Origin of the sequence: Pseudomonas sp. SBB6 (assembly GCF_024213215.1) — a bacterium.
In the GTDB taxonomy this organism is placed as follows: Bacteria; Pseudomonadota; Gammaproteobacteria; order Pseudomonadales; family Pseudomonadaceae; genus Aquipseudomonas; species Aquipseudomonas donghuensis.
The window spans coordinates 221,631-246,543 of the sequence record NZ_JANAVH010000005.1 but is presented as its reverse complement, the minus strand read 5'-3'; the positions used below and the strand labels follow the sequence as shown (position 1 = coordinate 246,543).

At 63.1% G+C, this 24,913-nt stretch carries 24 protein-coding genes and 1 pseudogene; 10 read left to right on the top strand and 15 right to left on the bottom strand.

Annotated elements, in window-relative coordinates; genetic code table 11:
• Positions 1-111 precede the first annotated feature (111 nt).
• From NLX68_RS12650 to NLX68_RS12635, 4 genes are read right to left on the bottom strand one after another with little or no spacing between them, the layout of a single operon-like run.
• Positions 112-1,344: a hybrid sensor histidine kinase/response regulator gene (locus NLX68_RS12650; protein WP_254284264.1), complete on the bottom strand. Its 1,233-nt coding sequence runs from the start codon at positions 1,342-1,344 to the stop codon at positions 112-114.
• Positions 1,338-1,913: a chemotaxis protein CheB gene (locus NLX68_RS12645; RefSeq protein WP_254284263.1), complete on the bottom strand. Its 576-nt coding sequence runs from the start codon at positions 1,911-1,913 to the stop codon at positions 1,338-1,340. The genes NLX68_RS12650 and NLX68_RS12645 overlap by 7 nt, the downstream gene beginning before the upstream one ends.
• Positions 1,910-2,731 carry a protein-glutamate O-methyltransferase CheR gene (locus tag NLX68_RS12640; protein WP_254284262.1) on the bottom strand — a complete coding sequence of 274 codons (822 nt, stop codon included), beginning with the start codon at positions 2,729-2,731 and terminating at the stop codon, positions 1,910-1,912. The genes NLX68_RS12645 and NLX68_RS12640 overlap by 4 nt, the downstream gene beginning before the upstream one ends.
• Positions 2,728-6,216 (bottom strand): response regulator, encoded by a 3,489-nt coding sequence (locus NLX68_RS12635; protein WP_254284261.1) that lies wholly within the window; start codon positions 6,214-6,216, stop codon positions 2,728-2,730. The genes NLX68_RS12640 and NLX68_RS12635 overlap by 4 nt, the downstream gene beginning before the upstream one ends.
• Positions 6,217-6,512: 296 nt before the next feature.
• On the opposite strand from NLX68_RS12635, the gene NLX68_RS12630 reads away from it, so the two are divergent.
• Together NLX68_RS12630 and NLX68_RS12625 are read left to right on the top strand one after the other, a co-directional pair.
• Positions 6,513-6,884 carry a response regulator gene (locus NLX68_RS12630; RefSeq protein WP_254284260.1) on the top strand — a complete coding sequence of 124 codons (372 nt, stop codon included), beginning with the start codon at positions 6,513-6,515 and terminating at the stop codon, positions 6,882-6,884.
• Between the two features lie 77 nt (positions 6,885-6,961).
• A complete protein-coding gene (locus NLX68_RS12625) occupies positions 6,962-8,281 on the top strand; it encodes a glycosyltransferase (RefSeq protein WP_254284259.1) in 1,320 nt (439 codons plus the stop codon).
• On the opposite strand, the gene cobF is transcribed toward NLX68_RS12625, so the two are convergent.
• Both cobF and NLX68_RS12615 read right to left on the bottom strand, forming a co-directional pair.
• A complete protein-coding gene (cobF, locus tag NLX68_RS12620) occupies positions 8,247-8,996 on the bottom strand; it encodes a precorrin-6A synthase (deacetylating) (protein WP_254284258.1) in 750 nt (249 codons plus the stop codon). The two genes, NLX68_RS12625 and cobF, sit on opposite strands and share 35 nt — an antisense overlap.
• 72 nt (positions 8,997-9,068) lie before the next feature.
• Positions 9,069-10,358 (bottom strand): OprD family porin, encoded by a 1,290-nt coding sequence (locus NLX68_RS12615; RefSeq protein ID WP_254284257.1) that lies wholly within the window; start codon positions 10,356-10,358, stop codon positions 9,069-9,071.
• A gap of 365 nt (positions 10,359-10,723) precedes the next feature.
• Between NLX68_RS12615 and NLX68_RS12610 the strand changes: the two genes are divergently transcribed.
• The 4 genes and pseudogenes from NLX68_RS12610 (at position 10,724) to NLX68_RS12595 (ending at position 13,294) form a co-directional block, all read left to right on the top strand.
• The gene (locus tag NLX68_RS12610; protein WP_036995862.1) at positions 10,724-11,083 is read left to right on the top strand and encodes a histone-like nucleoid-structuring protein, MvaT/MvaU family; all 360 of its coding nucleotides are present in this window, start codon (positions 10,724-10,726) and stop codon (positions 11,081-11,083) included.
• Between the two features lie 216 nt (positions 11,084-11,299).
• Positions 11,300-11,821: a lactoylglutathione lyase gene (gene gloA / locus NLX68_RS12605; RefSeq protein ID WP_010221965.1), complete on the top strand. Its 522-nt coding sequence runs from the start codon at positions 11,300-11,302 to the stop codon at positions 11,819-11,821.
• Between the two features lie 600 nt (positions 11,822-12,421).
• Positions 12,422-12,940, top strand: a pseudogene (locus NLX68_RS12600) (LLM class flavin-dependent oxidoreductase); the annotation flags it as partial.
• Between the two features lie 105 nt (positions 12,941-13,045).
• A complete protein-coding gene (locus NLX68_RS12595; protein WP_254284256.1) occupies positions 13,046-13,294 on the top strand; it encodes a hypothetical protein in 249 nt (82 codons plus the stop codon).
• A gap of 16 nt (positions 13,295-13,310) precedes the next feature.
• Here NLX68_RS12595 and NLX68_RS12590 read toward each other — a convergent pair whose 3' ends face one another.
• Positions 13,311-13,526, bottom strand: coding sequence for a DUF3079 domain-containing protein (locus tag NLX68_RS12590; protein ID WP_254284255.1), 216 nt, complete (start codon positions 13,524-13,526; stop codon positions 13,311-13,313).
• A gap of 174 nt (positions 13,527-13,700) precedes the next feature.
• Here NLX68_RS12590 and NLX68_RS12585 point away from each other — a divergent pair, with 174 nt between their 5' ends.
• From NLX68_RS12585 to NLX68_RS12570, 4 genes are read left to right on the top strand one after another with little or no spacing between them, the layout of a single operon-like run.
• On the top strand, positions 13,701-14,231 hold the full coding sequence (locus NLX68_RS12585) for an iron transporter (protein ID WP_010221959.1): 531 nt from the start codon (positions 13,701-13,703) through the stop codon (positions 14,229-14,231).
• Positions 14,232-14,552 (top strand): cupredoxin domain-containing protein, encoded by a 321-nt coding sequence (locus NLX68_RS12580; protein WP_254284254.1) that lies wholly within the window; start codon positions 14,232-14,234, stop codon positions 14,550-14,552.
• A 19-nt stretch (positions 14,553-14,571) separates the two neighbouring features.
• The gene (locus tag NLX68_RS12575; protein WP_254284253.1) at positions 14,572-15,426 is read left to right on the top strand and encodes an FTR1 family protein; all 855 of its coding nucleotides are present in this window, start codon (positions 14,572-14,574) and stop codon (positions 15,424-15,426) included.
• On the top strand, positions 15,414-16,793 hold the full coding sequence (locus NLX68_RS12570) for a 4Fe-4S binding protein (RefSeq protein WP_254284252.1): 1,380 nt from the start codon (positions 15,414-15,416) through the stop codon (positions 16,791-16,793). The genes NLX68_RS12575 and NLX68_RS12570 overlap by 13 nt, the downstream gene beginning before the upstream one ends.
• Here the strand turns inward: NLX68_RS12570 and NLX68_RS12565 are convergent.
• The 8 genes from NLX68_RS12565 to narJ all read right to left on the bottom strand — a co-directional run bounded on the left by NLX68_RS12565 (position 16,790) and on the right by narJ (position 24,911).
• Positions 16,790-18,409 (bottom strand): methyl-accepting chemotaxis protein, encoded by a 1,620-nt coding sequence (locus tag NLX68_RS12565; protein WP_254284251.1) that lies wholly within the window; start codon positions 18,407-18,409, stop codon positions 16,790-16,792. The genes NLX68_RS12570 and NLX68_RS12565 overlap by 4 nt on opposite strands.
• A gap of 12 nt (positions 18,410-18,421) precedes the next feature.
• Positions 18,422-19,117, bottom strand: a complete 696-nt coding sequence (locus NLX68_RS12560; RefSeq protein ID WP_254284250.1) for an anaerobic ribonucleoside-triphosphate reductase activating protein — start codon at positions 19,115-19,117, stop codon at positions 18,422-18,424.
• On the bottom strand, positions 19,114-19,281 hold the full coding sequence (gene nrdD, locus NLX68_RS12555; protein ID WP_010221953.1) for an anaerobic ribonucleoside-triphosphate reductase: 168 nt from the start codon (positions 19,279-19,281) through the stop codon (positions 19,114-19,116). Before nrdD ends, NLX68_RS12560 begins: the two co-directional genes overlap by 4 nt.
• Before the next feature lie 31 nt (positions 19,282-19,312).
• Complete coding sequence (locus NLX68_RS12550; RefSeq protein ID WP_010221952.1) at positions 19,313-21,325, bottom strand: ribonucleoside triphosphate reductase; 2,013 nt, start codon at positions 21,323-21,325, stop codon at positions 19,313-19,315.
• Positions 21,326-21,551: 226 nt separating this feature from the next.
• Entirely contained in the window at positions 21,552-22,544 is a 993-nt protein-coding gene (moaA, locus tag NLX68_RS12545; protein ID WP_254284249.1) for a GTP 3',8-cyclase MoaA, read from the bottom strand.
• Between the two features lie 10 nt (positions 22,545-22,554).
• The gene (locus NLX68_RS12540; RefSeq protein ID WP_254284248.1) at positions 22,555-23,472 is read right to left on the bottom strand and encodes a peptidylprolyl isomerase; all 918 of its coding nucleotides are present in this window, start codon (positions 23,470-23,472) and stop codon (positions 22,555-22,557) included.
• Positions 23,473-23,482: 10 nt separating this feature from the next.
• Positions 23,483-24,163 carry a respiratory nitrate reductase subunit gamma gene (gene narI, locus NLX68_RS12535; RefSeq protein ID WP_100782690.1) on the bottom strand — a complete coding sequence of 227 codons (681 nt, stop codon included), beginning with the start codon at positions 24,161-24,163 and terminating at the stop codon, positions 23,483-23,485.
• A complete protein-coding gene (gene narJ / locus NLX68_RS12530; RefSeq protein ID WP_254284247.1) occupies positions 24,156-24,911 on the bottom strand; it encodes a nitrate reductase molybdenum cofactor assembly chaperone in 756 nt (251 codons plus the stop codon). The genes narI and narJ overlap by 8 nt, the downstream gene beginning before the upstream one ends.
• Between the last annotated feature and the right edge of the window lie 2 nt (positions 24,912-24,913).

The following is a 24,913-nucleotide window of genomic DNA, read 5'->3' as shown; positions in this document are numbered from 1 at the left end:
CGCATGTGTCTGTTCCCTGTGGCGACTCACAAGGTAGCTATCGGACGCTTTTTGCACGGCGAGGGAAATCAGCCACCCGTGATGGATGGCGTGGGAAGCGTCACCAGGACACTAGCGCAACTGCTCCTGAATCTGCGACCGGCCATTTTCACGCAATGCCTGCGGCAGCGGCAGACGCACGGTAAAGGTCGCGCCCTCACCCTCGACGCTGTGCACGCTGATGCTGCCGCCATGGGCCAGGACGATCTGCTCGGAAATATACAGGCCAAGGCCCAGCCCCGCGCTGCTCTGGCTGGAGGCGACCCGTTCGAACTGCTGGAAGATCCGTTGCTGGTTGTGCTCACTGATGCCGATGCCATGGTCGCGCACCTCGACACAGGCCATGCCGCCCTGCTCGAAGGTGCGCACCTGCACCGGGCTTTTCGCCCCGTAGCGCAGGGCGTTGGTCAGCAGGTTGGCGACCACCTGCTCGATCCGGAACTCATCCCACATCCCCGCCAGCGTTACACCCGCGTTGAATTCGATCTGCGACTCGGCGGCCGCGGCCTGGGCCTGGAAGTTTTCGATCAAGCCGCCGACCAATTGCCCCAGGTCGAACTGGCCAGGGCGAATGGAGAGCTTGCCGGTGCGGATCCGCGAGACATCGAGCATGTCTTCAATCAAGCGGATCAGGCTGTTGATCTGCCGCTCGTCACGCTCGACCATGGCGCGCATCTTGTCCAGGGTGAAGGCATCGGCGTTGCCCTTGGCCAAGTGCAGCTTACGCAGCTGGGTTTCCAGGATCAGGCCGTTCAACGGCGTGCGCACTTCATGGGAGACGATCGACATGAAGTCATCGCGCATGCGCACAGCATGTTCGAGCTCGCGGCGGGTTACCTGCAACTGCGCCAGCAGCTGTTCCTGTTCCTCGCGGCTGCGCTGCAGGGCTTCCAGTTGCTGACCAAGGGCCTTGCGCTGGCGGAACAGGTCGACGAACACCGCCACCTTGCTTTTGACCGCCAGGCTGTCCAGAGGCTTGTGCAGAAAATCCACCGCGCCACTTTCATACCCTTTGAAGGCGTAGTTCATCTCGCGCCCGGCGGCGCTGACAAAGACAATGGGAATGTTCTTGGTCTTCTCGGTGCCGCGCATCAGCTCAGCCAGTTCGAAGCCGTTCATTCCGGGCATCTGCACATCAAGGATCGCCAGGGCGAACTCGTGTTCGAGCAACAGTGCCAGGGCCTGATCGGCAGACTGGGCCTGGTGCACCTCGCGGTCTTCGCCTTTGATCAATGCCTCCAGGGCCAGCAGGTTCTCTGGCAGGTCATCGACGATCAGCAGTTTTGCTGGTATGTGCCTTAGCATTCAGGGGCTTCCAGGCTGGCGAGCAATTGCCCGATGCCATTCAAGGGGAGTATGTAGTCGGGCTGGTGCAACGCCAGCGCCGCACGCGGCATGGTCGACGCTTGCGCCTGCGCGGGGTCCTGCACGACAGTGCGCCCGCCCTGTTGCTTGATCCGTGCCAGGCCGTGGGCACCGTCCTCATTGGCGCCGGTCAGGAGCACCCCGAACAGGCCCGGGCCGTAGGCGTCGGCCGCCGACTCGAACAACACGTCGATCGACGGCCGGGAAAAATGCACGCGCTCTTCCTGGCTCAACGACAGGCTGTGGTCGCGCTCCACTGACAGGTGATACCCCGGCCCGGCGACGTAGAGGGTGCCGGGAGCGATGTCCTCCTTGTCACGGGCTTCATGCACCGGGCGTTTGAGCCTTCGGCCAAGAACCTCGGCCAGATGGCTATGGCGATCGTCCGGCAGGTGCAGCACACACAGCATCGGAATGCGAAACGCTGGCGGCAAGGCGTGCAACACCGTGAGCAAGGCAGTGACGCCCCCTGCCGAGGCGCCAAGGGCAATCGCCTGAACCCCGTTCATGATTTGCGGTAGATCCGTTCGGGCTTGACCAGCGCCTCGAACTTGTCGGAATAGGCCGAGAAGTCCAGTGTTTCCTTGCTGCCCAGCACCAGGAAGCCGCGATGACACAGCGACTCGTGGAACAGGCCGAAGGCGCGGTCCTGGAGGGACTTGTTGAAGTAGATCAGCACGTTGCGGCAGGAGATCAACTGGGTTTCGGAGAACACGCTGTCGGTCGCCAGGCTGTGGTCGGCGAAGGTCACGTTGTCGCGCAGCCTGCTGTCGACGATGGCGTTGCCATAGGCCGCGGTGTAGTAGTCGCTGAGCTCGCCCTGCCCGCCCGCCTTGCGGTAGTTTTCGGCGTACAGGCGCATGTTCTGCATGCTGTAGATGCCCTGCTTGGCTTTCTCCAGGGCGCTGGGGTTGATGTCGGTGGCATAGAGGATGGTGCGTTCCAGCAAGCCCTCCTCACGCAACAGGATGGCCATCGAATAGACCTCCTCGCCGGTACTGCAGCCGGCGATCCAGATCTTGATCGACGGCCAGGTGCGCAGCAGCGGCACCACTTCCTGGCGTACCGCGAGCAAGTGCTCGGGGTCGCGGAACATCTCGCTGACCGGGATGGTCAGGAACTGCAGCAACTGCATGAACATGCCCGGGTCGTGCAGCACCCGCTCCTGCAGGGCCGAGACGGTCTTGCAGTCGAACTGACGCAAGGCGTACTGGATCCGGCGCTTGATCGAGGCGCCGGAGTAATCGCGAAAGTCGTAGCTGTACTTGAGGTAGATCGCCTCGATCAACAGCCGGATTTCAATATCAGTGTTGCGTTCAATACTCAAATTCGCTCCAGTTGCGGCAGCCAGACACGGATCAGCGAGAACAGGCGGTCCAGGTCGATGGGCTTGGCCAGGTAGTCGTTGGCCCCGGCTTGCAGGCAACGCTCCTGGTCATCCTTCATCGCCTTGGCGGTGACGGCGATGATCGGCAGCTTGCGCCAGCGTGGGTCCTTGCGGATCAGACGGGTGGCTTCATAGCCGTCCATCTCCGGCATCATCACGTCCATCAGCACCAGGTCGATGTCCTCGTGCAGCTCCAGGCGCTCGATGGCTTCGCGACCATTGCGCCCGATCTCGACAATCGCACCCTTGTGCTCCAGGGCGCTGGTCAGGGCAAAGATGTTACGTACGTCGTCATCCACCAGCAGCAGCTTGCGCCCTTCGAAGACCTTGTCGCGGCTGCGCGCGGTCTTGAGCATGCGCTGTCGTTCATGGGACAGCTTGGATTCGACTTTGTGCAGAAACAGCGTCACTTCATCGAGCAGGCGCTCAGGCGAACGCGCGCCCTTGATGATGATCGAGCGCGAGTACTTGAGCAGGTCGGCCTCTTCTTCGCGGGTCAGGTTGCGCCCGGTGTAGACGATCACCGGCGGGAACGCGCGGATGTCGTCGTCGGACATGCGCTTGAGCAGCTCGTTGCCGAGCATGTCCGGTAGCTTGAGGTCGATGATCATGCAGTCGTAGATATTCTCGCGCAGCAGGTCCAGGGCTTGCTGGGCCATGCCCACGGCGGTGATCTCGATGTCTTCGTCGCCGATCAGGCGGGCGATGCTCTCGCGCTGCAGGTCGTCATCCTCGACCAGCAGGATGTGCTTGAGCTTCTGGGTCAGCTTGGCTTCAAGGCGGGCGAACACCTGCTTGAGTTCTTCACGGGTGGCCGGTTTTACCGCGTAGCCAATGGCGCCCATGTGCAGCGCCGCCTCGACCCGGTCCTCGACCGAGATCACATGCACCGGAATGTGCCGGGTACTGGCCTGCTCCTTGAGCCGCTGCAGCACGGTCAGCCCGGAATGATCCGGCAGGCGCATGTCCAGCAATACCGCGTCGGGGATGAAGCTGGCCGCCAGCTCAAAGCCCTCGTCGGCAGCCTGGGCGACCAGGCAGCTGTAGCCCAGCTCATGGGCCAGGTCGTAGAGGATGCGGGCAAAATTCGGCTCGTCCTCGATCACCAGGATGCAGCGGTTGCTGAATGGCGCCTGGTCGCGGTCGTCGGCAAAACTCGGCGTCTGGCATGGCGCTGGCTCTGGCACCTCTTCAGGTGCTGGCGTGGCGAGCACCACGGCGGGCTGATGCACGATCACCGCCGGGCCTTGATCGACAATCGGCTCGTAACGTTCCGGCAGCAGCAGGCTGAACACGCTGCCCTTGCCCAGGCTGCTGTCAAGGCTGATCTGGCCGCCGAGCAACTGCGCCAGGTCCCTTGAGATAGACAACCCGAGGCCGGTACCGCCGTAGCGGCGATTGGTGGTGCCATCGGCCTGGTGGAACGCTTCGAAAATGCTCTGCTGCTGATCGGCGGCAATCCCGATGCCGCTGTCGCGTACCGAGAAAACGATACCCGCGCCGGCCTGCCAGCCAACGCTCAAGCTCACCTCGCCGCGCTCGGTGAACTTCACGGCGTTGGACAGCAGGTTCTTGAGGATCTGCTCCAGGCGCTGGCGGTCGGTGTACAGGGTCGGCGGCACCTGCGGCTCGACCGAAACAGTGAAGCTCAGTTGCTTCTCATTGGCCAGCGGCTCGAACAGCGTGCGCAAGCCTTCGGTCAGTCGCGCCACGTGGGTGGTTTCCGGACGCACTTCAAGCTTGCCGGCCTCGACCTTGGCGATATCGAGGATGTCATTGATCAGGTTGAGCAGGTCATTGCCCGCCGAATAGATCGACTCGGCAAACTTGACCTGCTCGTCGGTCAGATTCTCTTCGGCGTTCTCGGCCAGCAACTTGGCCAGGATCAGCGAACTGTTGAGCGGCGTACGCAGCTCGTGGGACATGTTGGCGAGGAACTCGGACTTGTACTTGCTTGAGCGCTGCAGCTCTTCGGCGCGCTCCTGCAGCTCGACCTGGGCCTCGTTCAGCTCGCCGTTCTTGCGATCCAGGACATCACGCTGTTCGGCCAGCGCTTCGGTGCGCTCGGCCAGTTGCTCGTTGGTCTGTTCAAGCTCGGCCTGTTGGATTTCCAGGTGGGCCTGGGACTCTTTGAGTACCCGCGACTGTTCTTCAAGCTCCTCGTTGGCAGTTTTCAGCTCTTCCTGCTGGACCTGCAACTCTTCGTTGAGCTGCTGGGTTTCAGCCAGCACCTCTTGCAGGCGCTGGCGGTAGCGCGCGCTTTCGATCGAGGTGCCCAGGTTGCCGGCAACCAGCTCGAGGAACTCGAGCTCGCGCTCATCCAGGCTGCGCAAAAAGCCCAGCTCGACCACGCCATTGACTTGCCCGTCGTTGCGGGTTGGTATCACCAGCACGCTACGTGGCAAACCCTCGCCCAGGCCACTGCTGACCTTGAAATAGTCAGCCGGCAGATCGTCCAGGCGCAGCAAGCGCTCCTGAATCACTGCCTGGGCCAGAACACCTTCCTGACTGCCGACGACCTGATCCTGCGCAGCCTGTTCGGCTGACAGCCCGTAGCTGGCCACCCGGCGCAAACCACCGTGCTCGTCGCGGGCATACAGGGCACCCACGGCGCTGCCCAGGTAACCGGCAAAGAAGCACAGGATATTGTTGCCGAGCATCGGCAGGGTCAACTGGCCCAGTACCTGGCCGGCCAGCTCGGTCTGCCCGGTACGCAGCCAGGCCTGGCGCTCCAGGTGCTGGTTGGCGCGTTGCTGCGACTCAAGGCTGCTGGCGTAGCGGCTGGACAGCGCCAACAGGTCGCGGCGGCCCAGGTAGGCCAGCAGGGCGCTGAGCAGGATGACAAACACCAGGTACACGGAGATCGACACCAGGGTGGTGGTATTGACCTTGTCGTTGCGTGCCACCCGCAACTGTTGCTCCATGGCGATGAACGCGTCGAATTCCTTGCGGATCTGATCAGTCAGGCGCTTGCCCCGCCCTGAACCGATAGCCTCGCGATAATTGCCGTTGTCACGGCGCAGGCTGATCATCGTGTTGGCGAAGGCGTTCCATTCTTCCTGCAGGCCCAGCACACGTTCCAGGCGATCGACCTGTTGCGGGTTGTCAGCCACCAGTTGCTCCAGGCCTTTGATCCCGGCCACCACCTGCGGCTTGGCCACTGCATAGGGGTCCAGGAAGCGCTCTTCGCCGGTGAGCAGGAAGCCGCGCATGCCGGTTTCCATGTCGATCGAGAGTTTGACCGTCTCGTTGGCGTTGTTGATCACCCGGTCGGTATGCTCGACCCGTTGAATGGCCGACAACAGGTAACTGATGATGGTCACGAACACCACGGCACTGAGCAGTCCAACCCCCAGGGGCAGGCCGATGTTGCGGGTCAACAGTTTACGGAAGCTACGCTGATCGATTGAGGCTGGTTGAATCATCTCAAGACGCCCGAGCAAAGGAAGCAAACGAAAGAGTGTGGCGGATTTTCGAGTGAACGCTCTATTTTCCGCTGGAGAGGCCACTCTGCCAGCCTTTCCTACTCCGAGTCTAATCGTCTTTGGCCATTCTGGTAGGGCATTTAGCCAGCATTTGAGCGGTACTTTGCGCAAACGTTCCCTGCTTTCTGATAGACCGCTATGCTGCTCATTCGGGAAGCTTTTTTCAGCGCAGAGGGAACCTCAAGGCGTGCCCGGCTTACAGATAATGCACAGACTTTTTGTACAGGAAGCCCGCCATGCCGCAGACACCCCAGCCCCTGCTCGTCGTCGAAGATGACGCTATCGTGCGCATGCTGACGGTCGAGGTGCTGGTAGAGCTTGGCTATCAGGTGCTCGAGGCTGCCGATGCTCAAGCGGCACTGGAGACATTGAAAGATCTGCAACAACCGTTGGCGTTGCTGATGACCGATGTCGGCCTGCCGGACATGGACGGCAAGGCCTTGGCCGTCGAGGCCCGGAAGTTGCGCCCGGCATTGCCGGTGCTGTTTGCCAGTGGCTATGGCGACAATCTGGAGGTGCCGGCTGGCATGCATCAGATCGCCAAGCCGTTCAGCATTGACCAGTTGCGCGACAAGGTGCAGGGCATTCTCCAGGCAGTTCAAGGATAAGTGGAAGTGGGAGCGGCGGTGCGACGCTCCCACGGAATCTGCTTTAATACGCGCTTTTGCCAAGGTCCCCGATCGCCATGCTCACCCGCGCCCTCAACGTCCTGGTCATTGGCTACGTCTGGCCCGAGCCACGCTCATCGGCTGCCGGCTCGCACATGATGCAGATCCTTGAAAGCTTCGTGCAGCGCGGCTGGCGCATTACCTTCAGCAGCCCCGCAGCCATCGGCGAGCACAAGGCCGACCTGGCCAGCCTGGGCATTGCCGAACAGGCCATCGCCCTCAACGACAGCCGCTTCGACCGCTTTGTCAGCGAACTGGCCCCGGACGTGGTGCTGTTCGACCGTTTCATGATGGAAGAGCAGTTCGGCTGGCGCGTCGAAAAGCACTGCCCCAACGCCCTGCGCGTGCTGGAAACCTCCGACCTGCAAAGCCTGCGCGATGCCCGCCAGCAATTGCTGCGCAGGCGCCTGGTCGAGGGCCTGGACCCGAATGACTTTCGCGCGCTATTCAACACGTCCGGCCCCGACCTCTATCGGCAGATGGCCAGCGCCGACCTGACCCTGCGCGAACTCGCCGCCATCTACCGCAGCGATCTGAGTCTGATGATCTCCGATGTCGAGATCGACCTGCTGCTCAATGGCTTCGGCGTGCCCGAGCACCTGCTGCACTGGTGCCCGTTGATGCTCGATGCGCCCAGCGAGCCGTTCAAACCGTTCGCCGAGCGTGCGCATTTCCTCAGCATCGGCAACTTTCGCCATGCACCGAACTGGGATGCCGTGCTGTGGATGAAGAACAGCCTGTGGCCGATGATCCGTCGACGCCTGCCGCAAGCGCAGTTGCATATCTACGGCGCCTACACTCCACCCAAGGCCACCGCCCTGCATAAACCGGGCGAAGGCTTTCACATCATGAACTGGGCCGAAGACGCCCTGCAAGTGATGAGCAACGCACGCATCTGCCTGGCTCCGCTACGCTTTGGCGCCGGGATCAAGGGCAAGCTTACCGACGCCATGCAATGCGGCACGCCCAGCGTGACCACCCCCATCGGCGCCGAAGCCATGCACGGCGCCCTGCCCTGGCCTGGGGCGATCGCCGAGACCGCCGAAGGCCTGGCCGAAGCCGCTGCCACCCTGTACAGCGACGAAACACGTTGGAACCAGGCTCAGCAGGACGCGCGCCGCTTGCTCGGCGCACGCTACGACCGGCGCCAGCACGCCAGCGCCCTGGTCGAGCGCATCGAGTACGCCCTGGCCGACCTCGACCAGCACCGGCTGTTCAACTTCACCGGCGCCATGCTCCGTCACCACCAGCACAAGAGCACCCAGTACATGGCCCAGTGGATCGAGGCCAAGAACCGCCTGGCTACAGCGGCCGACGCAGCAGATAAGTGTCCATGATCCAGCCCTTGCGCGCCCGTGCCTGTTCACGGGCGGCGAGGATCTGCGCCTTGACCTCGAGCAGCGGCCCGGCAATCAGGATCTGGTCTGCCGTGCCCAGGTAAGCGCCCCAATAGATGTGCAACTGCGGATCATCCAGCGCCGCAAAGGCACACTGGCCATCGAGCATGACCACCAGGTTGTCGATGCGTGGCTGTTCAGCCAGGCGCCGCCCGGGCAGCACAGTCAGGGGTTCACCAATACGGTTCAAGGGGATGCGGTGAGCGGCGGCCAGGGCCTGGACGCTGCTGATGCCAGGGATCACTTCAAGGCTCAGCGGCAAGCCTGCGGCCTGTACCAACTCAAGAATGCGCAGGGTGCTGTCATACAGCGTCGGCTCGCCCCAGAGCAGGAAAGCCCCGCATTCGCCGTCAGCCAGTTCGTTGTCGATCAGGTTGGCATACAGCGCCGCACGCTGCTGGTGCCACGCCTGCACCGCGCCGACATAGTCGCTGGCCGCGCCATCGCGCAGCGGGTCATCGACCTGCACCAGGCGATACCTGGGCTGATCGACAAAACGCTCAAGGATGTTTTTGCGCAGTTGCAGCAACTCATCCTTGACCGCGCCCTTGTCGAGCACGAAGAACACCTGGGCACGGTTGAGCCCGTCGATGGCTTCAAGGGTGATCTGGCGCGGATTGCCCGGCCCGATCCCAATCAACAGCAGTTGTTTCATCGCACGTCGTTTCCATGGCCCGGCCAGCCCCTATAGTCGGCTGGCCGGCGCGCAATGGCAACGTACTGTTGGTTAGAAGATCGAGAAGTTGTAGCTGACGATCACCCGGGTTTCGTCCATGTCACGGGCATACTTCTCGTAGTTGCTGCGGTAGGTCGAGTTACGCAGGCGTACGCTGACATCCTTGAAGGTGCCGCTCTGGATCTGGTACTTGAGCTCGCTGTCGCGTTCCCACTCCTTGCCCTCGGCCAGGCTGCCCGGGACCTTGATATGGTCGCCGTTGATGTAGCGGGTAAAGAAGCTCAGGCCCGGTACACCCATGGCCTTGAAGTCGTAATCGTAGCGCAGCTGCCAGGAACGTTCCTGGGCCGCAGCGAAGTCGTTGACCTGGGCGTAGTTGACCAGGTACGGGTTGCTGCCATCCAGGTATGGCATGGCATTCTCGCCGTACATGCGCTGCCAGCCGGCGCTGATCTTGTGCCCGCCCAGGCTATAACCGAGCATGCCGCTGAAGGCGCGGTGATCGATATCGCCGGCACGCGCGCGGCCGATGTCATCGCTCTTGATCAGGCGCAGGTCTGCCGACAGGCTGCCGACACTCAGCGGCTGGCTGGCGACCAGGCCGAAGAAGTGCTGACGGTAGATGTTTTCAAGTTTGGCCACCTGGTACTGCGCACTCAGGCGGTCGTTGAACTTGTAGTCGACGCCGGCCATGTCGAAATGATCGGCAGTGGTATCGCAGGCGTAGCGTTTGTTCTTGCAGTGAACACGAATGTCCTGGCGGTCGGTAGAGTCCCGGGCGGTGTACTTGTCCAGGCGCGCCACGGTGAACTTCAGGTCCTTGAACTCTTCCGAGGTCAGCATCGCGCCCTGGAACAGGGTCGGCAGCAAACGGCCGTCGTTGTACTTGAGCAACGGCATGTCCGGCATCATCGAACCGACCTTGAGCACGGTCTGCGAGTAACGCATCTTGCCGGCCACACCCATCTTCGCGTACTGGTCTACCGAACGGCGCGGATCGTGCCCGCTGGACGGCAACAGACCACTGTTACTGTCGGCCGGGCTGGAGTCGAGTTTAAACCCGAGCATACCCAATGCATCAACACCAAATCCTACAGTGCCTTCGGTATAGCCGGACTGTACATTCAGAATAAAGCCCTGGGCCCACTCTTCACGTTTCGATCCGCCCTGATTGGAACTGGTATGACCATCACGGAAGTCACGGTTGAAGTAGACGTTGCGTGCTTCGACTTTGGCGCTGCTGTCTTCTAGAAAACCAGCGGCCTGAGTCGAGACAGCAGCAAACATCGCGAGCAGGCCAACAAGGCTGCGCCCGGGCGCGAGAGGGTATGGGGCAAACATGAGAAGCGAAATCCGAAAGAAAGGCAAAAAACAGCCGGCGCAGGTCCCGGCGCCGACAATGCTCCCAGCGTCGACGACAGTCGACGTTGACCGTTCATCATCTCGTAACCGCTCTGGAACGGGCCATTGGACCATGGTCTAAGGCACCATTCCCAGCACCCACTAGTTCTTTGCGCCGGGAGCAGGCGTAATTAAGAAAGTTCCATAAGCGGCAATATAAAAGTTTAATGTTTACCCGCTGCGCACCGACTACTACACTCTTAATTAGTGCGATGTTGTGCCCAACCCGGTGGCGGCTGCGTTATACAGAATATTGCTGATCTTCACGCATGCCGGGCCACTGCAGACTTAAAGGAGTGATGACAGTGTCCAGACTTGCAGAGTTCCGCGCAGCCGAAAAGGCCCTTCAGGAACAAATGGCGCAATTGGAGGCGCTGAAAAAGGACGCCGGCCTCAAGCGTGAAATCGAGTTCGAGAAAAAACTTGTCGACCTGATGAAACACTACGACAAGGGCCTGCGCGATATTATTGCCATCCTCGACCCCAAAGCCGCCCATAAAGGCTCGGTCAGTGCGCCCAAACAGCGCCGCGCACGGGTGGTAAAGGTCTATGAAAACCCGCACACCGGTGAGCTGATCGAGACCAAAGGCGGCAACCACCGCGGGCTGAAAGCCTGGAAGGAACAGTACGGTGCCAAGACAGTCGACAGCTGGTTGCGCAAGTAAAAAACACCTTCACACATTTTTCACATCGACTGGATCAGGATGAAGGCTGCTAACGGACTAGCGCCCCATACGCCCGCCTCGGCGGGCTTCTAATTCTTGCGCCCCGCCCCACAAAGGCGGGGCGCAAATCGTTTGCGCAATCGCTTCAGTTCCGTATCATGACGCCCTGACTGTTTTGCTGGCAGCGCTGTTGCCAGTCTCAAATGTGGAGAGCCCATGAGCCTGAACCATCTCGACACCCTCCCCGGTGTCACCGCGCAACCGGATGCCGCGACCCACAACTTCGTTTTCAACCACACCATGCTGCGGGTCAAGGACGTTGCCAAGTCCCTGGACTTCTACACCCGCGTCCTGGGCTTCAGCCTGGTGGAGAAGCGCGACTTCCCGCAAGCTGAGTTCAGCCTGTACTTCCTCGCCCTGGTCGACAAGGCGCAGATTCCGGCGGATGCTGCCAAGCGCACCGAGTGGATGAAATCGATCCCTGGCATCCTCGAGCTGACCCACAACCACGGCACCGAGAACGATGCCGACTTTGCCTACCACAACGGCAACACCGACCCGCGCGGTTTCGGCCATATCTGCATCTCGGTGCCGGATATCCGTGCAGCGTGCGAGCGTTTCGAGCAACTGGGCGTCGCCTTCCAGAAGCGCCTGAGCGACGGCCGCATGAAGCACCTGGCATTTATCAAGGACCCGGATGATTACTGGGTCGAGATCATTCAGCCGACCGAGTTCTGATCAAGGCCTTTCGATACTGGCTCCCACAGGTCTTGTATCCATCCAGAGAACAGCACCGACCCTGCAGAGCGGGCCTTGCCCCGCGATCGAGCGCGCAGCGGTCGTAATCCAGGCAGTAGGCTGTACCGGCCTCATCGCGGGTCAAGCCCGCTCCTACAATGGATCTGTGTACGCCGGACTTGTGGGAGCTGGCTTTGCCAGCGATCGAGCGCGCAGCGGTCGTAATCCAGACGCCACCTGATGTGCTGGTTGTACCGGCCGCATCGCTGGCAAGCCAGCTCCCACAGTGGATCTGTGTACGCCGGACTTGTGGGAGCGGGACTTGCCCGCGATCGAGCGCGCAGCGGTCGTAATCCAGGCAACACGGATGTGCTGGCTGTACCGGCCTCATCGCTGGCAAGGCCAGCTCCCACAGAGGTTGTAATCTAGGCAACTCCTGATGTGCTGGCTACACCGGCCTCATCGCGGGTCTAGCCCGCTCCTACACTGGATCTGTACCAACTGACCCCGCCCCCGCGTCGCCAGATAGTAATACAACGGGCACGTCACCTGCAGCCCAGCAGAATCACACTGGCCAGCACCACCCGCAGCTTGATCGTCGCGCGCGATCCAGACTCGCACAACTTCGCGGTCAAGCACGGCTGCAACGTCATGGTCACGCCATTGATGAAAGGCGATGAAGAAGTCCTGGACCTTACGAACAAGTTCGAGGCGGCCCTGGCCAACAACCCCGAGGTACCGCGCCCGCAATTGATGGTGCTACGCCACCCCCACGTGCATGCCGCGGATGACGCCGACGGCTGGAAAGTCGGCGCCCAGGCCATCTCGCGTTTCTACCGGACCTTCGATGCCTGGTTCGGCAACAAGCAGGTACCCAACAACGGCTTCCTGGCACCAAGCCCGGAAGAGAAATTCAAGGATCGTCCGGAGTTCGAACTGGACAACATCCGCAAGAACACCATGATCGGCACCCCGGTAGAAATCATCGCGCGCATCCGCTACTACCAGGAGCTGGGGGTCGACGAGTTCAGCTTCTGGTGCGACAACAGCCTGCCCCATGCCGAAAAGAAAAAGTCCCTGGAACTGTTCATCAACGAAGTGGTGCCGGCGTTCCGCTGACGGTCACGTTCGTCGGCCCGGATCCAGCCGCACGGCTGCTGTGGTATACCCGAAAAAGCACCCTGACTGGTGCGCTTTCGATACCACAGCAGCGAGGTAAGGACGATGAAAACCCTTCAATGCGTGCATCGCAACCACACCATCACCGCCAGCGTCGAAACCCACCCGGGCATCCCCACGCCCTACAACGCCGGATGCCTGATTACCGATCCCGAGGGCCACACCAGCCGGCGCCTGGCGCTGCCGGTGAAGATGGCCTACCTGGCCGACCTTGAAAACGCCCAGCATGCATCACTGGCCCATGGCAAATGGCTGGTTGACCAGCAACTGGACAAGCGTCAGCAGCTGTTTTGACTGAACAACAGTGCAACTATGTGGCTCCCTGATCCTGAGCGGGGCCCTGCTGCTCCGGCAACGCCAGCCCGTAATCACCTTGCTCGTTCCAGTCCTCACCGAACATCTCCAGCGGATGCATGGTGCGGTCGGCGCCGTTGCCGCAGGCCAGGGCGTTGGCGGCGCAGTAGCGATCGCAACCCCAGCAGATGCGCTCGGGGTGCTTGGGGCTGATGGGAAAGGGCTTGGCCATGAAATGCCTCAGGCAGGAAATGGGCGAGCTTCCACGCTACTGCGCGGGTCAGGCATTGCCCTTGATGCAGATCAAGGACGCTGACCGATACCCCGTAAAATTGATAATAATCATTATTGTTCGCACAGAAGCTTCCTAGACTCGGGCTCCCATTGCTCAGCCCTGGACGTCATCATGCGTAGCGCCCTTTCGCTCCCTCTTGCCTTGCTCCTGATCGCCCCGCTTGCCCACGCCAAGGAATACCCCATTGGCGAGCCGCAATTGTGCCCGGGCCTGGAGGTCGGTGCGGTGTACCTGCAGCCGATCGAAATGGCCCCGGCCGGGATGATGCGCGCCACCGCCGATTCCGACATCCATCTGGAAGCCGATGTGCGGGCCACCGAAAACAACCGCCAGGGCTTTCAGGAAGGCAGTTTCGTGCCCTACCTGAACGTCGCCTTCAGCCTGCAAAAGCAAGGCAGCGACACGCCCATCCGCGGCGATTTCCACGCCATGGTCGCCAACGACGGGCCGCACTATGGCGACAACGTCAAACTGCAGGGCCCGGGCAAGTACCGGCTGACCTTCACCCTGCTGCCACCGGCTGGCCATGGTGCATTGGGCCGCCATACCGACAAGGAAACCGGGGTCGAGCCGTGGTTCGAACGCTGTGAACTGCACTACGAGTTCGTCTATGCCGGGATCGGCAAGAAAGGCGGTTACTGAATGAAAGCCCTGGCCCTGTTGCTCGCCTGTGCGGCCTTGCCGCTGAGCGCCGTGCCGTTGCCGAGCTTCGAGCTGATCCTGCGCGACGGCCACTTCACCCCCGCCCTGCTCGAAGTGCCGGCCGGGCAGCGTTTCAAGATCGTCCTGAAGAACCTCGGCGAAGGCCCGGCGGAATTCGAAAGCACGCCGCTGCGGGTCGAGAAAGTACTGTCGCCCGGGGTGACCAGCTTTGTCGTCATCCACCCGCTGCGCCCCGGCCACTATCCGTTTTTCGACGAGTTCAATCCGCAGTTGCCCGAAGGCGGCATCCTGGCCAAATAACCCGCGTGCAGGAGGCTTCATGAATCAAGCACTGTTCATCGTCTGGCGCGAAAGCGTCGAGGCCTTGCTGGTGATCGGCATTCTCCAGGCCTGGGCCGGCCAGCAACAAGGCGCCCGGCGCCTGTTCAATTTTCTCTGGGTGGGCGTGGCCCTGGGCGTGCTGCTCTCGGGCCTGCTGGCGGTGCTGATCCTGTACGCCGGCGAGACCATGAGCGGCGCCGCCAACGAATGGTTCCAGGCTGGCCTGGCGCTGGTCGCGAGCCTGCTGATGGTGCAGATGGTCGGCTGGATGCATCGCCATGGGCGTACGCTCAAGGGCCAGTTGCAGCGCCAGGCCGACCGGCAACTGACGCGTCAGGGCGGCCTCGGCCTGTTGCTGCTGGCAATGCTTGCGGTCAGCCGCGAAGGCAGCGAAACCGTGGTCTTTCTGTATGGCGCCGGCGCCCGCCTGCAAGGGCCGCAACTGGGCCTGTTTGCTATTGGCGGCGTTGCCGGGCTGGTGCTCTCGGGCCTGACCATCGCCCTGTTGCAGGGCAGCCGCCGATGGATGTCCTGGCAACGCTTCTTTGCCCTCAGCGAGGGCGTTCTGTTGTTGCTCGCCGCTGCCTTGCTGGTCAGTGCCAGCGAACGCATCAGCGGCCAGTTACTGGCCATGGACCTGCCGGAAATGGCCAATACCCTGGTCGGTGATGCGCTCTGGGACAGCAGCCTGTGGCTCAGCGACAGCCAGGGTGTCGGCGGTTTTCTCGCAGGTGTAGCCGGCTACCGGGCCAGCCCCAGCGCCCTCACCCTGCTGGTGCTCTGCGGCTATTGGCTGAGTGTCGGCTGCTGGCTGCTGCAACGCAGAACAGGCGCCCAAGCATGTCCGGCCTGAGCCTGGGCAACCGCTGGCTGCAGCGCCTGGGCGAGGGCATGCGGCGCAACGCCGGGGTGATTCGTACGCTGCAATGGACGGTAGTGCTGTTCTATGCCCTGCTGCTGGTGCTGCCGGCGCTGCTGCCCTTACCGGATAGCCAGGCGCGGATGCTGGACAACCTGACGCTGTTCGCCCAGTTCCTGTTCTGGGGTATCTGGTGGCCATTCGTGCTGCTGTCGATCGTGCTGTTTGGCAGGCTCTGGTGCGGCGTGCTCTGCCCGGAAGGCGCGCTCAGCGAATGGGCCAGCCAGTATGGCAAGGGCATGGGCGTACCGCGCTGGGTGCGCTGGGGCGGCTGGCCCACCCTGGCGTTCTGCCTGACCACCCTCTACGGTCAATTGATCAGCGTCTATGACTACGCCCAGGCGGCGCTGTTGATTCTCGGTGGCTCGACCCTGGCAGCGGTGCTGGTCGGCTTGCTGTTCGTGCGTGGCAAACGCATCTGGTGCCGCTACCTGTGCCCGGTCAGCGGCGTCTTCGCCCTGTTGGCGCGGCTGGCGCCGGTGCACTTTCAGGTCGATGAACAGCGCTGGCAAGCCAACGCCGGGCCACGCCTGCCACCGCCCAACTGCGCCCCGTTGCTGGACATCCGGCGGATGCGCGGCGCCCGTGATTGCCATGCCTGTGGCCGTTGCAGCGGGCAACGCGGCGCGGTGCAACTGATCGCCCGTTCCAGCAACCAGGAGATCCTTGAATCGGCCACCCACACCCCCTCACCCTGGGACACCCGCTTGCTGCTGTTCGGGGTGATCGGCCTGGCCATGGGCGCCTTCCAATGGACAGTCAGCCCCTGGTTCATCACCCTCAAACAATGGCTGGCCAACTGGCTGGTGGAGCATGAGCTGCTCTGGCCGCTACAGGACAACGCGCCCTGGTGGCTGCTGACCCATTACCCGCAACTCAACGACAGTTTCAGCTGGCTCGACGGTTTCAGCATCGTCGTGTACCTGTGTGCCAGTGCCCTGCTGCTCGGCGGCGGGCTGCTGATCCTGCTGCGCCTGGCCGCGCGGCTGGCGGGCAATCCTGCCCTGTATTGGCCCCTGAGCCTGTGCCTGACGCCCCTGGGTGGTGCGGGGCTGTTCCTTGGCTTGTCGGCCACCACGGTGAAGTTGCTGCGCTTTGAGGGCTTGCTGCTGGAGTGGGTACAGCCGGCCAGGGCCACGTTGTTGATCGCAGCCTTGGGCTGGAGCCTGCTGTTGGCGAGCAAGCTGCTGGCAGCGCAACACATCCGTGGCTGGCGCCGTTGCGGCGCCAGCGCTTGCCTGCTGTTGGCCATCGCCGCCGTGGGCCATGGCTGGTGGTTGCAGTTCTGGGGCTGGAGCTAGACCTTGAAGCGCGCCACGGTCTGGCTCAGGCTGCCGGCCATCTGCGCCAGGTCATGGCCGGCGGTGTCGGTGTGTTGCGCACCGAGCAGCACCTGTTCGGACAGGTTGCGAATGCCCACCAGGTTGCGGTCCACCTCGCGGGCCACCAGGGCCTGCTCTTCGGTGGCGCTGGCGATCATCATGTTGCGCTCGTTGATCTGCGAGATCGACTGGGTGATCGCCTCCAGCGCTTCACCGGCACGCTGCGCCACCTCCAGGGTGCTGTGTACCAACTCGCTGCTGCTGAGCATGGCGGTCACCGCCTGGCCGGTGTCCTGACGAATATTGCCGATCATCTGCTCGATCTCCTGGGTCGAGACCTGGGTGCGATGGGCCAGGGCCCGCACCTCGTCGGCGACCACGGCAAAACCGCGCCCGGCATCGCCGGCGCGGGCTGCTTCGATGGCGGCGTTGAGCGCCAGCAGGTTGGTCTGTTCGGCGATGCTGCGGATCACATCCAGCACCGTGCTGATGTCCTGCACGCGCCCGGCCAGTTGCTGGATGCGCCCGGAGGTATCGTTGACGCCGTCGGCCAGCGCGGTGATCGAGGCGACCGTCTCGCGCACCTGCTCACGGCCACGCTGGGCGGTTTGCTCGGATACTTTCGAGGCTTCGCTGGTGCTCACCGCGTTGCGCGCCACCTCGTCCACTGCGGCGGTCATCTCGTTGACCGCCGCAGCCGCCTGTTCGATTTCCAGGCCCTGCAACTGCAGGCTGCTGCTGGTCTGGCTGCTGACCGCGCTGAGCTCTTCGGAGGAGCTGGCCACCCGCTCCACCGAGGCGGCGATGTGCTTGACCATGCCGTTCAGGCTCTGCTGCATGTGGTGCATGTTGAGCATCACGCTGCCGTCGGCGCTGACGTGGGTCGGCACCTCGATGGTCAGGTCGCCCTGGGCGATCTGGCTGAGCACCCGCGCGGCGGCATCCGGCTCGCCGCCCAGTGGCCGGGTAACGCTGCGGGTCACCAGCAACGCGGCGGCAATCACCGCCAGCAGGCACAGCACGAACAGCCCGAGCATGTTCAGCCGGGCATCGTTGTACAGGGACTGGGCGGCCTGTTCGCGCTCGACGAAGATCTGCCCCTGCAGGGCCATCAGGCTTTCCAGGTTCTTGTAGACCTCATGCTCGGCGGGCACCACCTGCTGCTTGAGCTGGGCCATGGCCGCCTGCGCGTCGCCCTGGCGAATCAGCGTCTGCACCTGGGTGAACGCCGCGACATAGGCTTCGCGGCTGGCTTTCAAGGCGGCATAGGCGGCCTTGCCTTCGGGCAGGTAGAACAACGGTTCGAGCGTCGCCAGGGCCTGGGTGATGCGCTGCTTGGTGGTGTCGATGGCCTGCTGTACTTGCAGGTTGTCCTTGTCCAGCAACAGGTCGCGGGTGTTGCGCGCGTTGTCGCGCACACCGGTGGCGATGACCATGATCGGCTCGATCTTCGGCCAGTCCTGTTTGACGATCACCACCGCCTGCTCCTTGAGCGTGGCCAGGTCGTGCAGTGCATAGAAGGCCAGGCCCAGGAGCGCCAGGGGCGCGATGGCAAAGCCGATGAGGATACGTTGTGCTGTGGTCAATCTGGTCATTTCAAAGCCTTACTAGTCGCGTACTTCGAACGCGGGAAACAGCGCGTGGAGGGTGCCCCACAGCTCAGGCAGCAAGCTTTGTGCCGAAGCACTGGGCAATTGCGCATCGAGCATGCGTGCCGTGCGCACCAACTGCACGACGAAGCGTTTGACCCCGAGCGCGTTCAAGCGCCGGGCCAGGGTGATGAGTCGGGGGGGATCGATCAGGTGCCAGTGCACCGTGGTGCGGCATTCGTAGTCGACGCCGCTGGCCAGCAGGTAGTCGAGGCTGCGCCAGTTGGCCTGGCCGCTGCCGCGCACGCCGGTGACCGCCTGGCCGTCCTCGGCCAGCGCCTTGACGTCAAAGCCCACCCAGTCGGCGCCGGGCAGCACCCGGGCAAAGGCCTCGGGCTTGATCCCGGCACTGTGCAGGCCGATGGCAAAGCCCATGGCCCGCACTTGGGCCATGGCCTCGGCCAGGCTGTCTTGCAGGGTCGGTTCGCCGCCGCTGAACACCACGGCGTCGAGCAGGCCCTGACGCCGCTGCAAAAACTCCAGCACCTGCGCCCAGGGCAGTTCATCGCTGCCCCGGGGCGGGATCAGTTGCGGGTTGTGGCAGTAACGACAGCGCCAGGCGCAGCCCTGGCAGAACAGCACACAGGCCAGCCTGCCGGGGTAATCGAGGGTGGTCAGGGGCACCATGCCCCCGACCCGTAGCGCTCGATTCATGGATGCCCGGCCGTTGCCGCACCCTCATTGAAGTGCAGCCGCTCGTGGTGCTCGGACTGTTTGCCGGGGTTGAACGCCGACACCGGGCGGTGATAGCCCATGACCCGGGTCCAGACTTCGCACCGTTGGCGTTGCGCCACGGCCGGGGTTTGCTGTGCAGTCATGATGAAGCTCCTTGCAGTTGAGGGTAAGGGGTCAGTGCACGCTGCCCTGCTGCTGGGCCAGCAGCAGCGCTTCGTCGCACTTGGGGCAGAACTCGTGTTCGCCATCCAGGTAGCCGTGTACCGGGCAAATCGAGAAGGTCGGGGTGATCGTCAGGTACGGCAGGCGAAAACGCTCCAGGGCCCTGCGCACCAGTTGCTTGCAGGCCTGGGCCGAGGAGATCCGCTCGGCCATGTACAGGTGCAGGACGGTGCCGCCGGTGTATTTGCATTGCAGCTCGTCCTGCAGTTCCAGGGCCTCGAACGGGTCGTCGGTGTAGCCCACCGGCAGCTGCGAGGAGTTGGTGTAGTACGGCGCCTGGCTGCAGCCGGCCTGGAGGATGTCGGGGAAGCGCTTGAGGTCTTCCTTGGCAAAGCGGTAGGTGGTGCCCTCGGCCGGGGTGGCCTCAAGGTTGTACAGGTGGCCGGTTTCTTCCTGGAAACGCACCAGGGTGGCGCGCACGTGGTCCAGCAGGTTCAGGGCGAAGCGCCGGCCCTGGGCGGTGTGCAGGCCCATCTGGTCATCGCTGAAGTTGCGCAGCATCTCGTGCAGGCCGTTGACGCCGATGGTTGAGAAGTGATTGCGCAAGGTGCCCAGGTAACGCTTGGTGTACGGATAGAGCCCGGCATCCATATGGTGCTGGATGACCTTGCGCTTGACCTCAAGGCTCTCCATGGCCAGTTCCATCAGCGCGTCCAGGCGTTGCAGCAGGCCACTGATGTCGCCCTTGTACAGGTAGCCCAGGCGCGCGCAGTTGATCGTCACCACGCCGAGCGAGCCGGTCTGCTCGGCCGAACCGAACAGGCCGCCACCGCGCTTGAGCAACTCGCGCACATCCAGCTGCAGGCGACAACACATCGAGCGCACCTGGTTGGGCTGCATGTCCGAGTTGAGGAAGTTCTGGAAGTACGGCAGGCCATAGCGGGCGGTCATGGCGAACAGGCGCTCGGCGTTGTCGCTGTCCCAGGGGAAGTCATGGGTGATGTTGTAGGTCGGAATCGGAAAGGTGAACACCCGGCCCTTGGCGTCGCCAGCCTGCATCACTTCAATGTAGGCGCGGTTGAGCAGGTCCATTTCGGCCTGCAGCTGGCCATAGGCAAAGGGCATTTCCTCACCGCCGATCACCGGGATCTGTTCGCGCAGGTCCTGCGGGCAGACCCAGTCGAAGGTCAGGTTGGTAAAGGGGGTTTGCGTGCCCCAGCGCGACGGCACGTTGAGGTTGTAGATGAACTCCTGGATGGCCTGGCGCACCTCTTCAAAGCTCAATTGGTCCTTACGCACATAGGGCGCCAGGTAAGTGTCGAACGAGCTGAAGGCCTGGGCCCCGGCCCACTCGTTCTGCAGGGTGCCGAGAAAGTTGACCATCTGCCCCAGGGCGCTGCTCAAGTGCTTGGGCGGCCCGGCCTCGACCCGCCCTGGCACGCCATTGAGGCCCTCGTGCAGCAAGCTGCGCAGCGACCAGCCGGCGCAGTAGCCGGCGAGCATGTCGAGGTCGTGGATATGCAGGTCGGCCTCGCGGTGGGCGCGGCCGATGGCTTCGCTGTAGACCTCGTCGAGCCAGTAGTTGGCAGTGACCTTGCCGGAGACATTGAGTACCAGGCCGCCGAGGGAATAACCCTGGTTGGCATTGGCCTGCACCCGCCAGTCTTCGCGGTTGAGGTACTCGTTCATCGAGGTGGCCACCTCGACCAGGGTCTTGCGATCGCGGCGCAGGCGCCCGTGCTGCTCGCGGTAGACGATATAGGCGCGTAGCGAGAGGAAATGGCCGGCGTCCATCAATACCCGCTCGACCCGGTCCTGGATCTGTTCGACGTGCAGTTTCGAATAGCCCTCCAGATGGGCGAGCACGGCATCGAGTAAACCGTCCGCCTCGGCTTCGGCGTATTCGCCGGTGGCCTTGCCGGCGGCGATCAACGCCTGGCGGATCTTGTCCGCGTCAAAGGCCACCAGGCTGCCATCGCGCTTGTGCAACCGGTTATGCCCTACCCTGATCAGCGTGCTGTGCATTTGCCCTCCAGAAACTACATATAGGTGTTTATTTGCTTAGAGACACAATATGCAGTGAAGGCTACGGGTAAAGCGGGTGGAAGAAATTGATCGATATCAAGACTGGCGGGATCCTGTAGGAGCGGGCTTGACCCGCGATGAGGCCGGTGCAGCCACCAACAAAGAAGGCACTGAAAATGCGAGTGCTGCGCACTCGATCGCGGGTCAAGCCCGCTCCCACAGAGTTTTAGCCGCCGCTCATGTTCATGAACCGCAAGATCTGTACCTCCCCCTGCGGGTTGAAATCATGGCGCAACGGCTTGCGCCGCAACGCCTGTTGCAGCGCGCTGACAATCGGCTGGTCATCCAGCGGATAGCGGCGCAACAAGCCGCGTAAATCCAGCGAGTCCTCCTGCCCCAGGCACAGCAACAAGCGCCCTTCCACCGTCATCCGCACCCGGTTGCAGCTGGCGCAGAAGTTGTGGCTGTTGGGCGAGATAAAACCGATGCGGGTCGCCGGGTGCTGAGCCAGACGCACGTAGCGCGCCGGCCCGCCGCTGTGCTCGGCGCTGTCGAGCAAGGCATGGCGGCCGGCAATCAGCGCCCGTACCTCGTCGCTGGCGCAGAACGACTCGCCGCGCGAACGGCCCACCTCGCCCAAGGGCATCTCCTCGATGAAGGTGATGTCGATGCGCTGGTCGATGGCGTACTGCACCAGGGGCAGTACTTCATCGAAGTTGCGCCCTTTCATCACCACGCAGTTGAGCTTGACGCCCTCGAAGCCGGCATCACCCGCCGCCTCGATGCCGCGCAGGACCTGATCGAGATCGCCATTGCGGGTAATCGCCCGGAAGCGTTCGCCGTCCAGGCTGTCGAGGCTGATGTTCATGCGCTTGACCCCGGCGTCTACCAGCGGCCGGGCCAGGCGCTGCAGTTGCGAGCCGTTGCTGGTCATCACCAGTTCACGCAGGCCCGGCAAGGCGGCAATGTGACGGCACAATTCGACGATGCCCGGACGAATCAGCGGCTCGCCACCGGTCAGGCGGATCTTGCGCACGCCCTGGCCAACGAACAGCGTGGCCAGGCGTTGCAATTCCTCCAGGGTCAGCACCTGCTGGCGTGGCAGGAAGGTCATGTGCTTGGCCATGCAGTACACACAGCGAAAATCACAGCGATCGGTCACCGACATGCGCAAGTAATCGATCTGCCGCCCGAAGCCGTCCTGCATCACAGTGCTCATCACCGTCCCCTTATTGCACCAGCGGTGAGTCGGCGCCCTGCAAGCGGATGCCGCGAATATCGGCGGCACCGATCAGGGTTTGCAGGTACTGCACCAGGGCCTTCTGCCACACACCCTGCTGCAACTGGGTGCGGATCGCCGTGGCCACCGCCTCGTACGGCAAGGCCTGGCCTTCGATGCGCTGGTCGACACTGACCAGGTGCCAGCCATAGCGGCTTTCCAGCGGCTTGACGGCCAGCCCCGGCGCCAGGGTGAACAGTTGGCGTTCCAGCTCCGGCACGGTCTGGCCCTTGCTGATCTGTCCCAGCTCACCGCCCTGGGCCTTCGACGGGCAGGCCGAGTACTTCTGCGCAAGCTCGGCGAACTGCTCGGGGAACTGCATCAGGCGCTCATGGAGAATCTCGGCCTGCACCAGCGCCAGGCTGCGCGCCTCGGCATCGTCCGGCGCGCATTCGAGCAGGATGTGCCGCACCGCCAGCAGCGGTGCACTGTGAAAGCGCCCGCGGTTGCTGTCGTAATACCGCAGGCAGGTGGCCTCGTCACAGACCGGCACCTGCACTTCGCTTTCCAGCAACAGGCGCGTGGCGGCTTCCTCCTGGTTCTCGCCGGCGCCAACCTGCACCGCCAGCCCTAACTCGGCAATCCGCTGCTGCATCAGCTCGCGGATCACCAGGGCGCGGGCGGCCATGTACATGGCCTCCTCGCGATCGACCGCCGGGTGGTACTGCAGCTCCTGGGCCAAGGCCTCAGGGCCGATGGCGACGCCATTGACGCTGATCACCGGCCACTCCTGCTCGCTACTGGCGATCAGTTGCGCGGGCACCTCGACCGCCACCGCCTGCTCGCCCGCCTCGGGCACAGGCGGCGTCGACGAAGCGCAGCCACCGCCACCTCCATTACCGCCACCACATCCGCATCCGCTAGTCATGGCAACCTCCTCAGGCTTTCTGCCGCACGATTTGATAACGCCGGCCCAGGTACCACACCGGTGCGCTGACGATGTGCACCAGGCGGGTGAACGGGAACAGCACGAACAGGGTCAGGCCCAGCAGCACGTGCAGCTTGTACACCAGGCTTACCGGGGCAATCGCCGCCGCCGCGTCCACCGGCCGCAGCAGCACGGTGTTCTGCGCCCAGTCGGCGAGCATGACCATGACCGAGCCATCCATATGGCCGGTGGAGGCAACGATGGTCAGCAGGCCGAGCACCAGCTGCGCCAGCAACACCAGCAGGATGAGAATGTCCGAGGTGCTGGAAGTGGCGCGTACCCGCGGCTCGGTCAGCCGCCGGTGCAGCAGCATGATCAGGCCGATCAGGCACAGCAGGCCGAAGAAGCCACCGGAGACCATCGCCAGCAGTTGCTTGTGCTCGGTGCTGATCACATGGTGATAGACCGACGCCGGGGTCAGCAGGCCGACAAAATGCCCCGCCAGCACGAACAGCACGCCGATGTGAAAGAAGTTGCTCGCCACGCGCATGCCGCGCTTGTCGAGCATCTGGCTGGAGCCGGCCTTCCAGCTGTATTGCGAGAGGTCAAAGCGCGCCCAGCTGCCGAGCAAGCAGATGGCCAGCGCCACGTAGGGATAGATCCCGAACAACAACAGGTTCCACTTAGACATTACCCACCTCCGCAGCCGGCGCACCGGCCTGGCCTTGATGCTGAAAATCGACCCAGTGCAGCGGTACCGCGCTCTCTTCGCGCGCCTTGCCCGGGGCACTTGGCATTGAGCTGCAACGCTCCTGCTGTTCGGCCTTGAGAAAGTCCACGGCCTCTTCCTCCCAGATCTTGTCCAGGGCTTCGAGGGAGTCGTCGCGTTGCTCGGCGGCCACCTGCTCGCGCAGGTCGGCCACCGCCTGGTGCGGCTCGGCGCCGGCAATCTGCAGCAGCGCCCGGAAGCAACTGGCGTAGGCGCTTTCGCGCTCCTCCAGGCGTGCGGCAAGCAGCGCCAGCAGGTGCGCGACATCGGCCAGGCCCTCGCGGGCCTCGAGGTCTTCGCGGGTCGAGAGGTATTCCAGGTACAGCGGAATGTAGTCCGGCAGCTCCTTGACGCCGATGGCAAAGCCCGCGTCTTCATACTGGGCGAGCATGTCGACCATGGCCTGGCCACGGTCGCGGGACTCGCCATGCACATGCTCGAACAGCAACAGCGACAGCGAGCGGCCACGGCCGAACAGCGCACCGTAATGCTCCTGGCCATCCATCAGGTCGTTGTTGCAGATCAGTTCCAGCAACTCGAACAGGGCGCCGCGCTGGCGCGGGCTGATTTCCCGCGCCTGGATGATCGCCTGCTCCAGCTCGTCGCGGCCGGCCACCAGGGTTTCGCTCGGGTAATCGAGCAGCAGCGAAATCACTTTAAGGATGCGCATGC

Excerpts from the sequence above, each read along its gene's own strand:
- NLX68_RS12540 (WP_254284248.1), bottom strand. The coding sequence starts at position 23,472 with ATGACTAGCGGATGCGGATGTGGTGGCGGTAATGGAGGTGGCGGTGGC.
- NLX68_RS12570 (WP_254284252.1), top strand. The coding sequence starts at position 15,414 with ATGTCCGGCCTGAGCCTGGGCAACCGCTGGCTGCAGCGCCTGGGCGAG.
- NLX68_RS12635 (WP_254284261.1), bottom strand. The coding sequence starts at position 6,216 with ATGATTCAACCAGCCTCAATCGATCAGCGTAGCTTCCGTAAACTGTTG.
- NLX68_RS12630 (WP_254284260.1), top strand. The coding sequence starts at position 6,513 with ATGCCGCAGACACCCCAGCCCCTGCTCGTCGTCGAAGATGACGCTATC.
- NLX68_RS12560 (WP_254284250.1), bottom strand. The coding sequence starts at position 19,117 with ATGAATCGAGCGCTACGGGTCGGGGGCATGGTGCCCCTGACCACCCTC.
- NLX68_RS12615 (WP_254284257.1), bottom strand. The coding sequence starts at position 10,358 with ATGTTTGCCCCATACCCTCTCGCGCCCGGGCGCAGCCTTGTTGGCCTG.
- NLX68_RS12580 (WP_254284254.1), top strand. The coding sequence starts at position 14,232 with ATGAAAGCCCTGGCCCTGTTGCTCGCCTGTGCGGCCTTGCCGCTGAGC.
- NLX68_RS12585 (WP_010221959.1), top strand. The coding sequence starts at position 13,701 with ATGCGTAGCGCCCTTTCGCTCCCTCTTGCCTTGCTCCTGATCGCCCCG.
- NLX68_RS12625 (WP_254284259.1), top strand. The coding sequence starts at position 6,962 with ATGCTCACCCGCGCCCTCAACGTCCTGGTCATTGGCTACGTCTGGCCC.
- cobF (WP_254284258.1), bottom strand. The coding sequence starts at position 8,996 with ATGAAACAACTGCTGTTGATTGGGATCGGGCCGGGCAATCCGCGCCAG.
- narI (WP_100782690.1), bottom strand. The coding sequence starts at position 24,163 with ATGTCTAAGTGGAACCTGTTGTTGTTCGGGATCTATCCCTACGTGGCG.
- narJ (WP_254284247.1), bottom strand. The coding sequence starts at position 24,911 with ATGCGCATCCTTAAAGTGATTTCGCTGCTGCTCGATTACCCGAGCGAA.
- gloA (WP_010221965.1), top strand. The coding sequence starts at position 11,300 with ATGAGCCTGAACCATCTCGACACCCTCCCCGGTGTCACCGCGCAACCG.
- NLX68_RS12550 (WP_010221952.1), bottom strand. The coding sequence starts at position 21,325 with ATGCACAGCACGCTGATCAGGGTAGGGCATAACCGGTTGCACAAGCGC.
- moaA (WP_254284249.1), bottom strand. The coding sequence starts at position 22,544 with ATGAGCACTGTGATGCAGGACGGCTTCGGGCGGCAGATCGATTACTTG.
- NLX68_RS12650 (WP_254284264.1), bottom strand. The coding sequence starts at position 1,344 with ATGCTAAGGCACATACCAGCAAAACTGCTGATCGTCGATGACCTGCCA.
- NLX68_RS12645 (WP_254284263.1), bottom strand. The coding sequence starts at position 1,913 with ATGAACGGGGTTCAGGCGATTGCCCTTGGCGCCTCGGCAGGGGGCGTC.
- NLX68_RS12575 (WP_254284253.1), top strand. The coding sequence starts at position 14,572 with ATGAATCAAGCACTGTTCATCGTCTGGCGCGAAAGCGTCGAGGCCTTG.
- NLX68_RS12590 (WP_254284255.1), bottom strand. The coding sequence starts at position 13,526 with ATGGCCAAGCCCTTTCCCATCAGCCCCAAGCACCCCGAGCGCATCTGC.
- nrdD (WP_010221953.1), bottom strand. The coding sequence starts at position 19,281 with ATGACTGCACAGCAAACCCCGGCCGTGGCGCAACGCCAACGGTGCGAA.
- NLX68_RS12595 (WP_254284256.1), top strand. The coding sequence starts at position 13,046 with ATGAAAACCCTTCAATGCGTGCATCGCAACCACACCATCACCGCCAGC.
- NLX68_RS12565 (WP_254284251.1), bottom strand. The coding sequence starts at position 18,409 with ATGACCAGATTGACCACAGCACAACGTATCCTCATCGGCTTTGCCATC.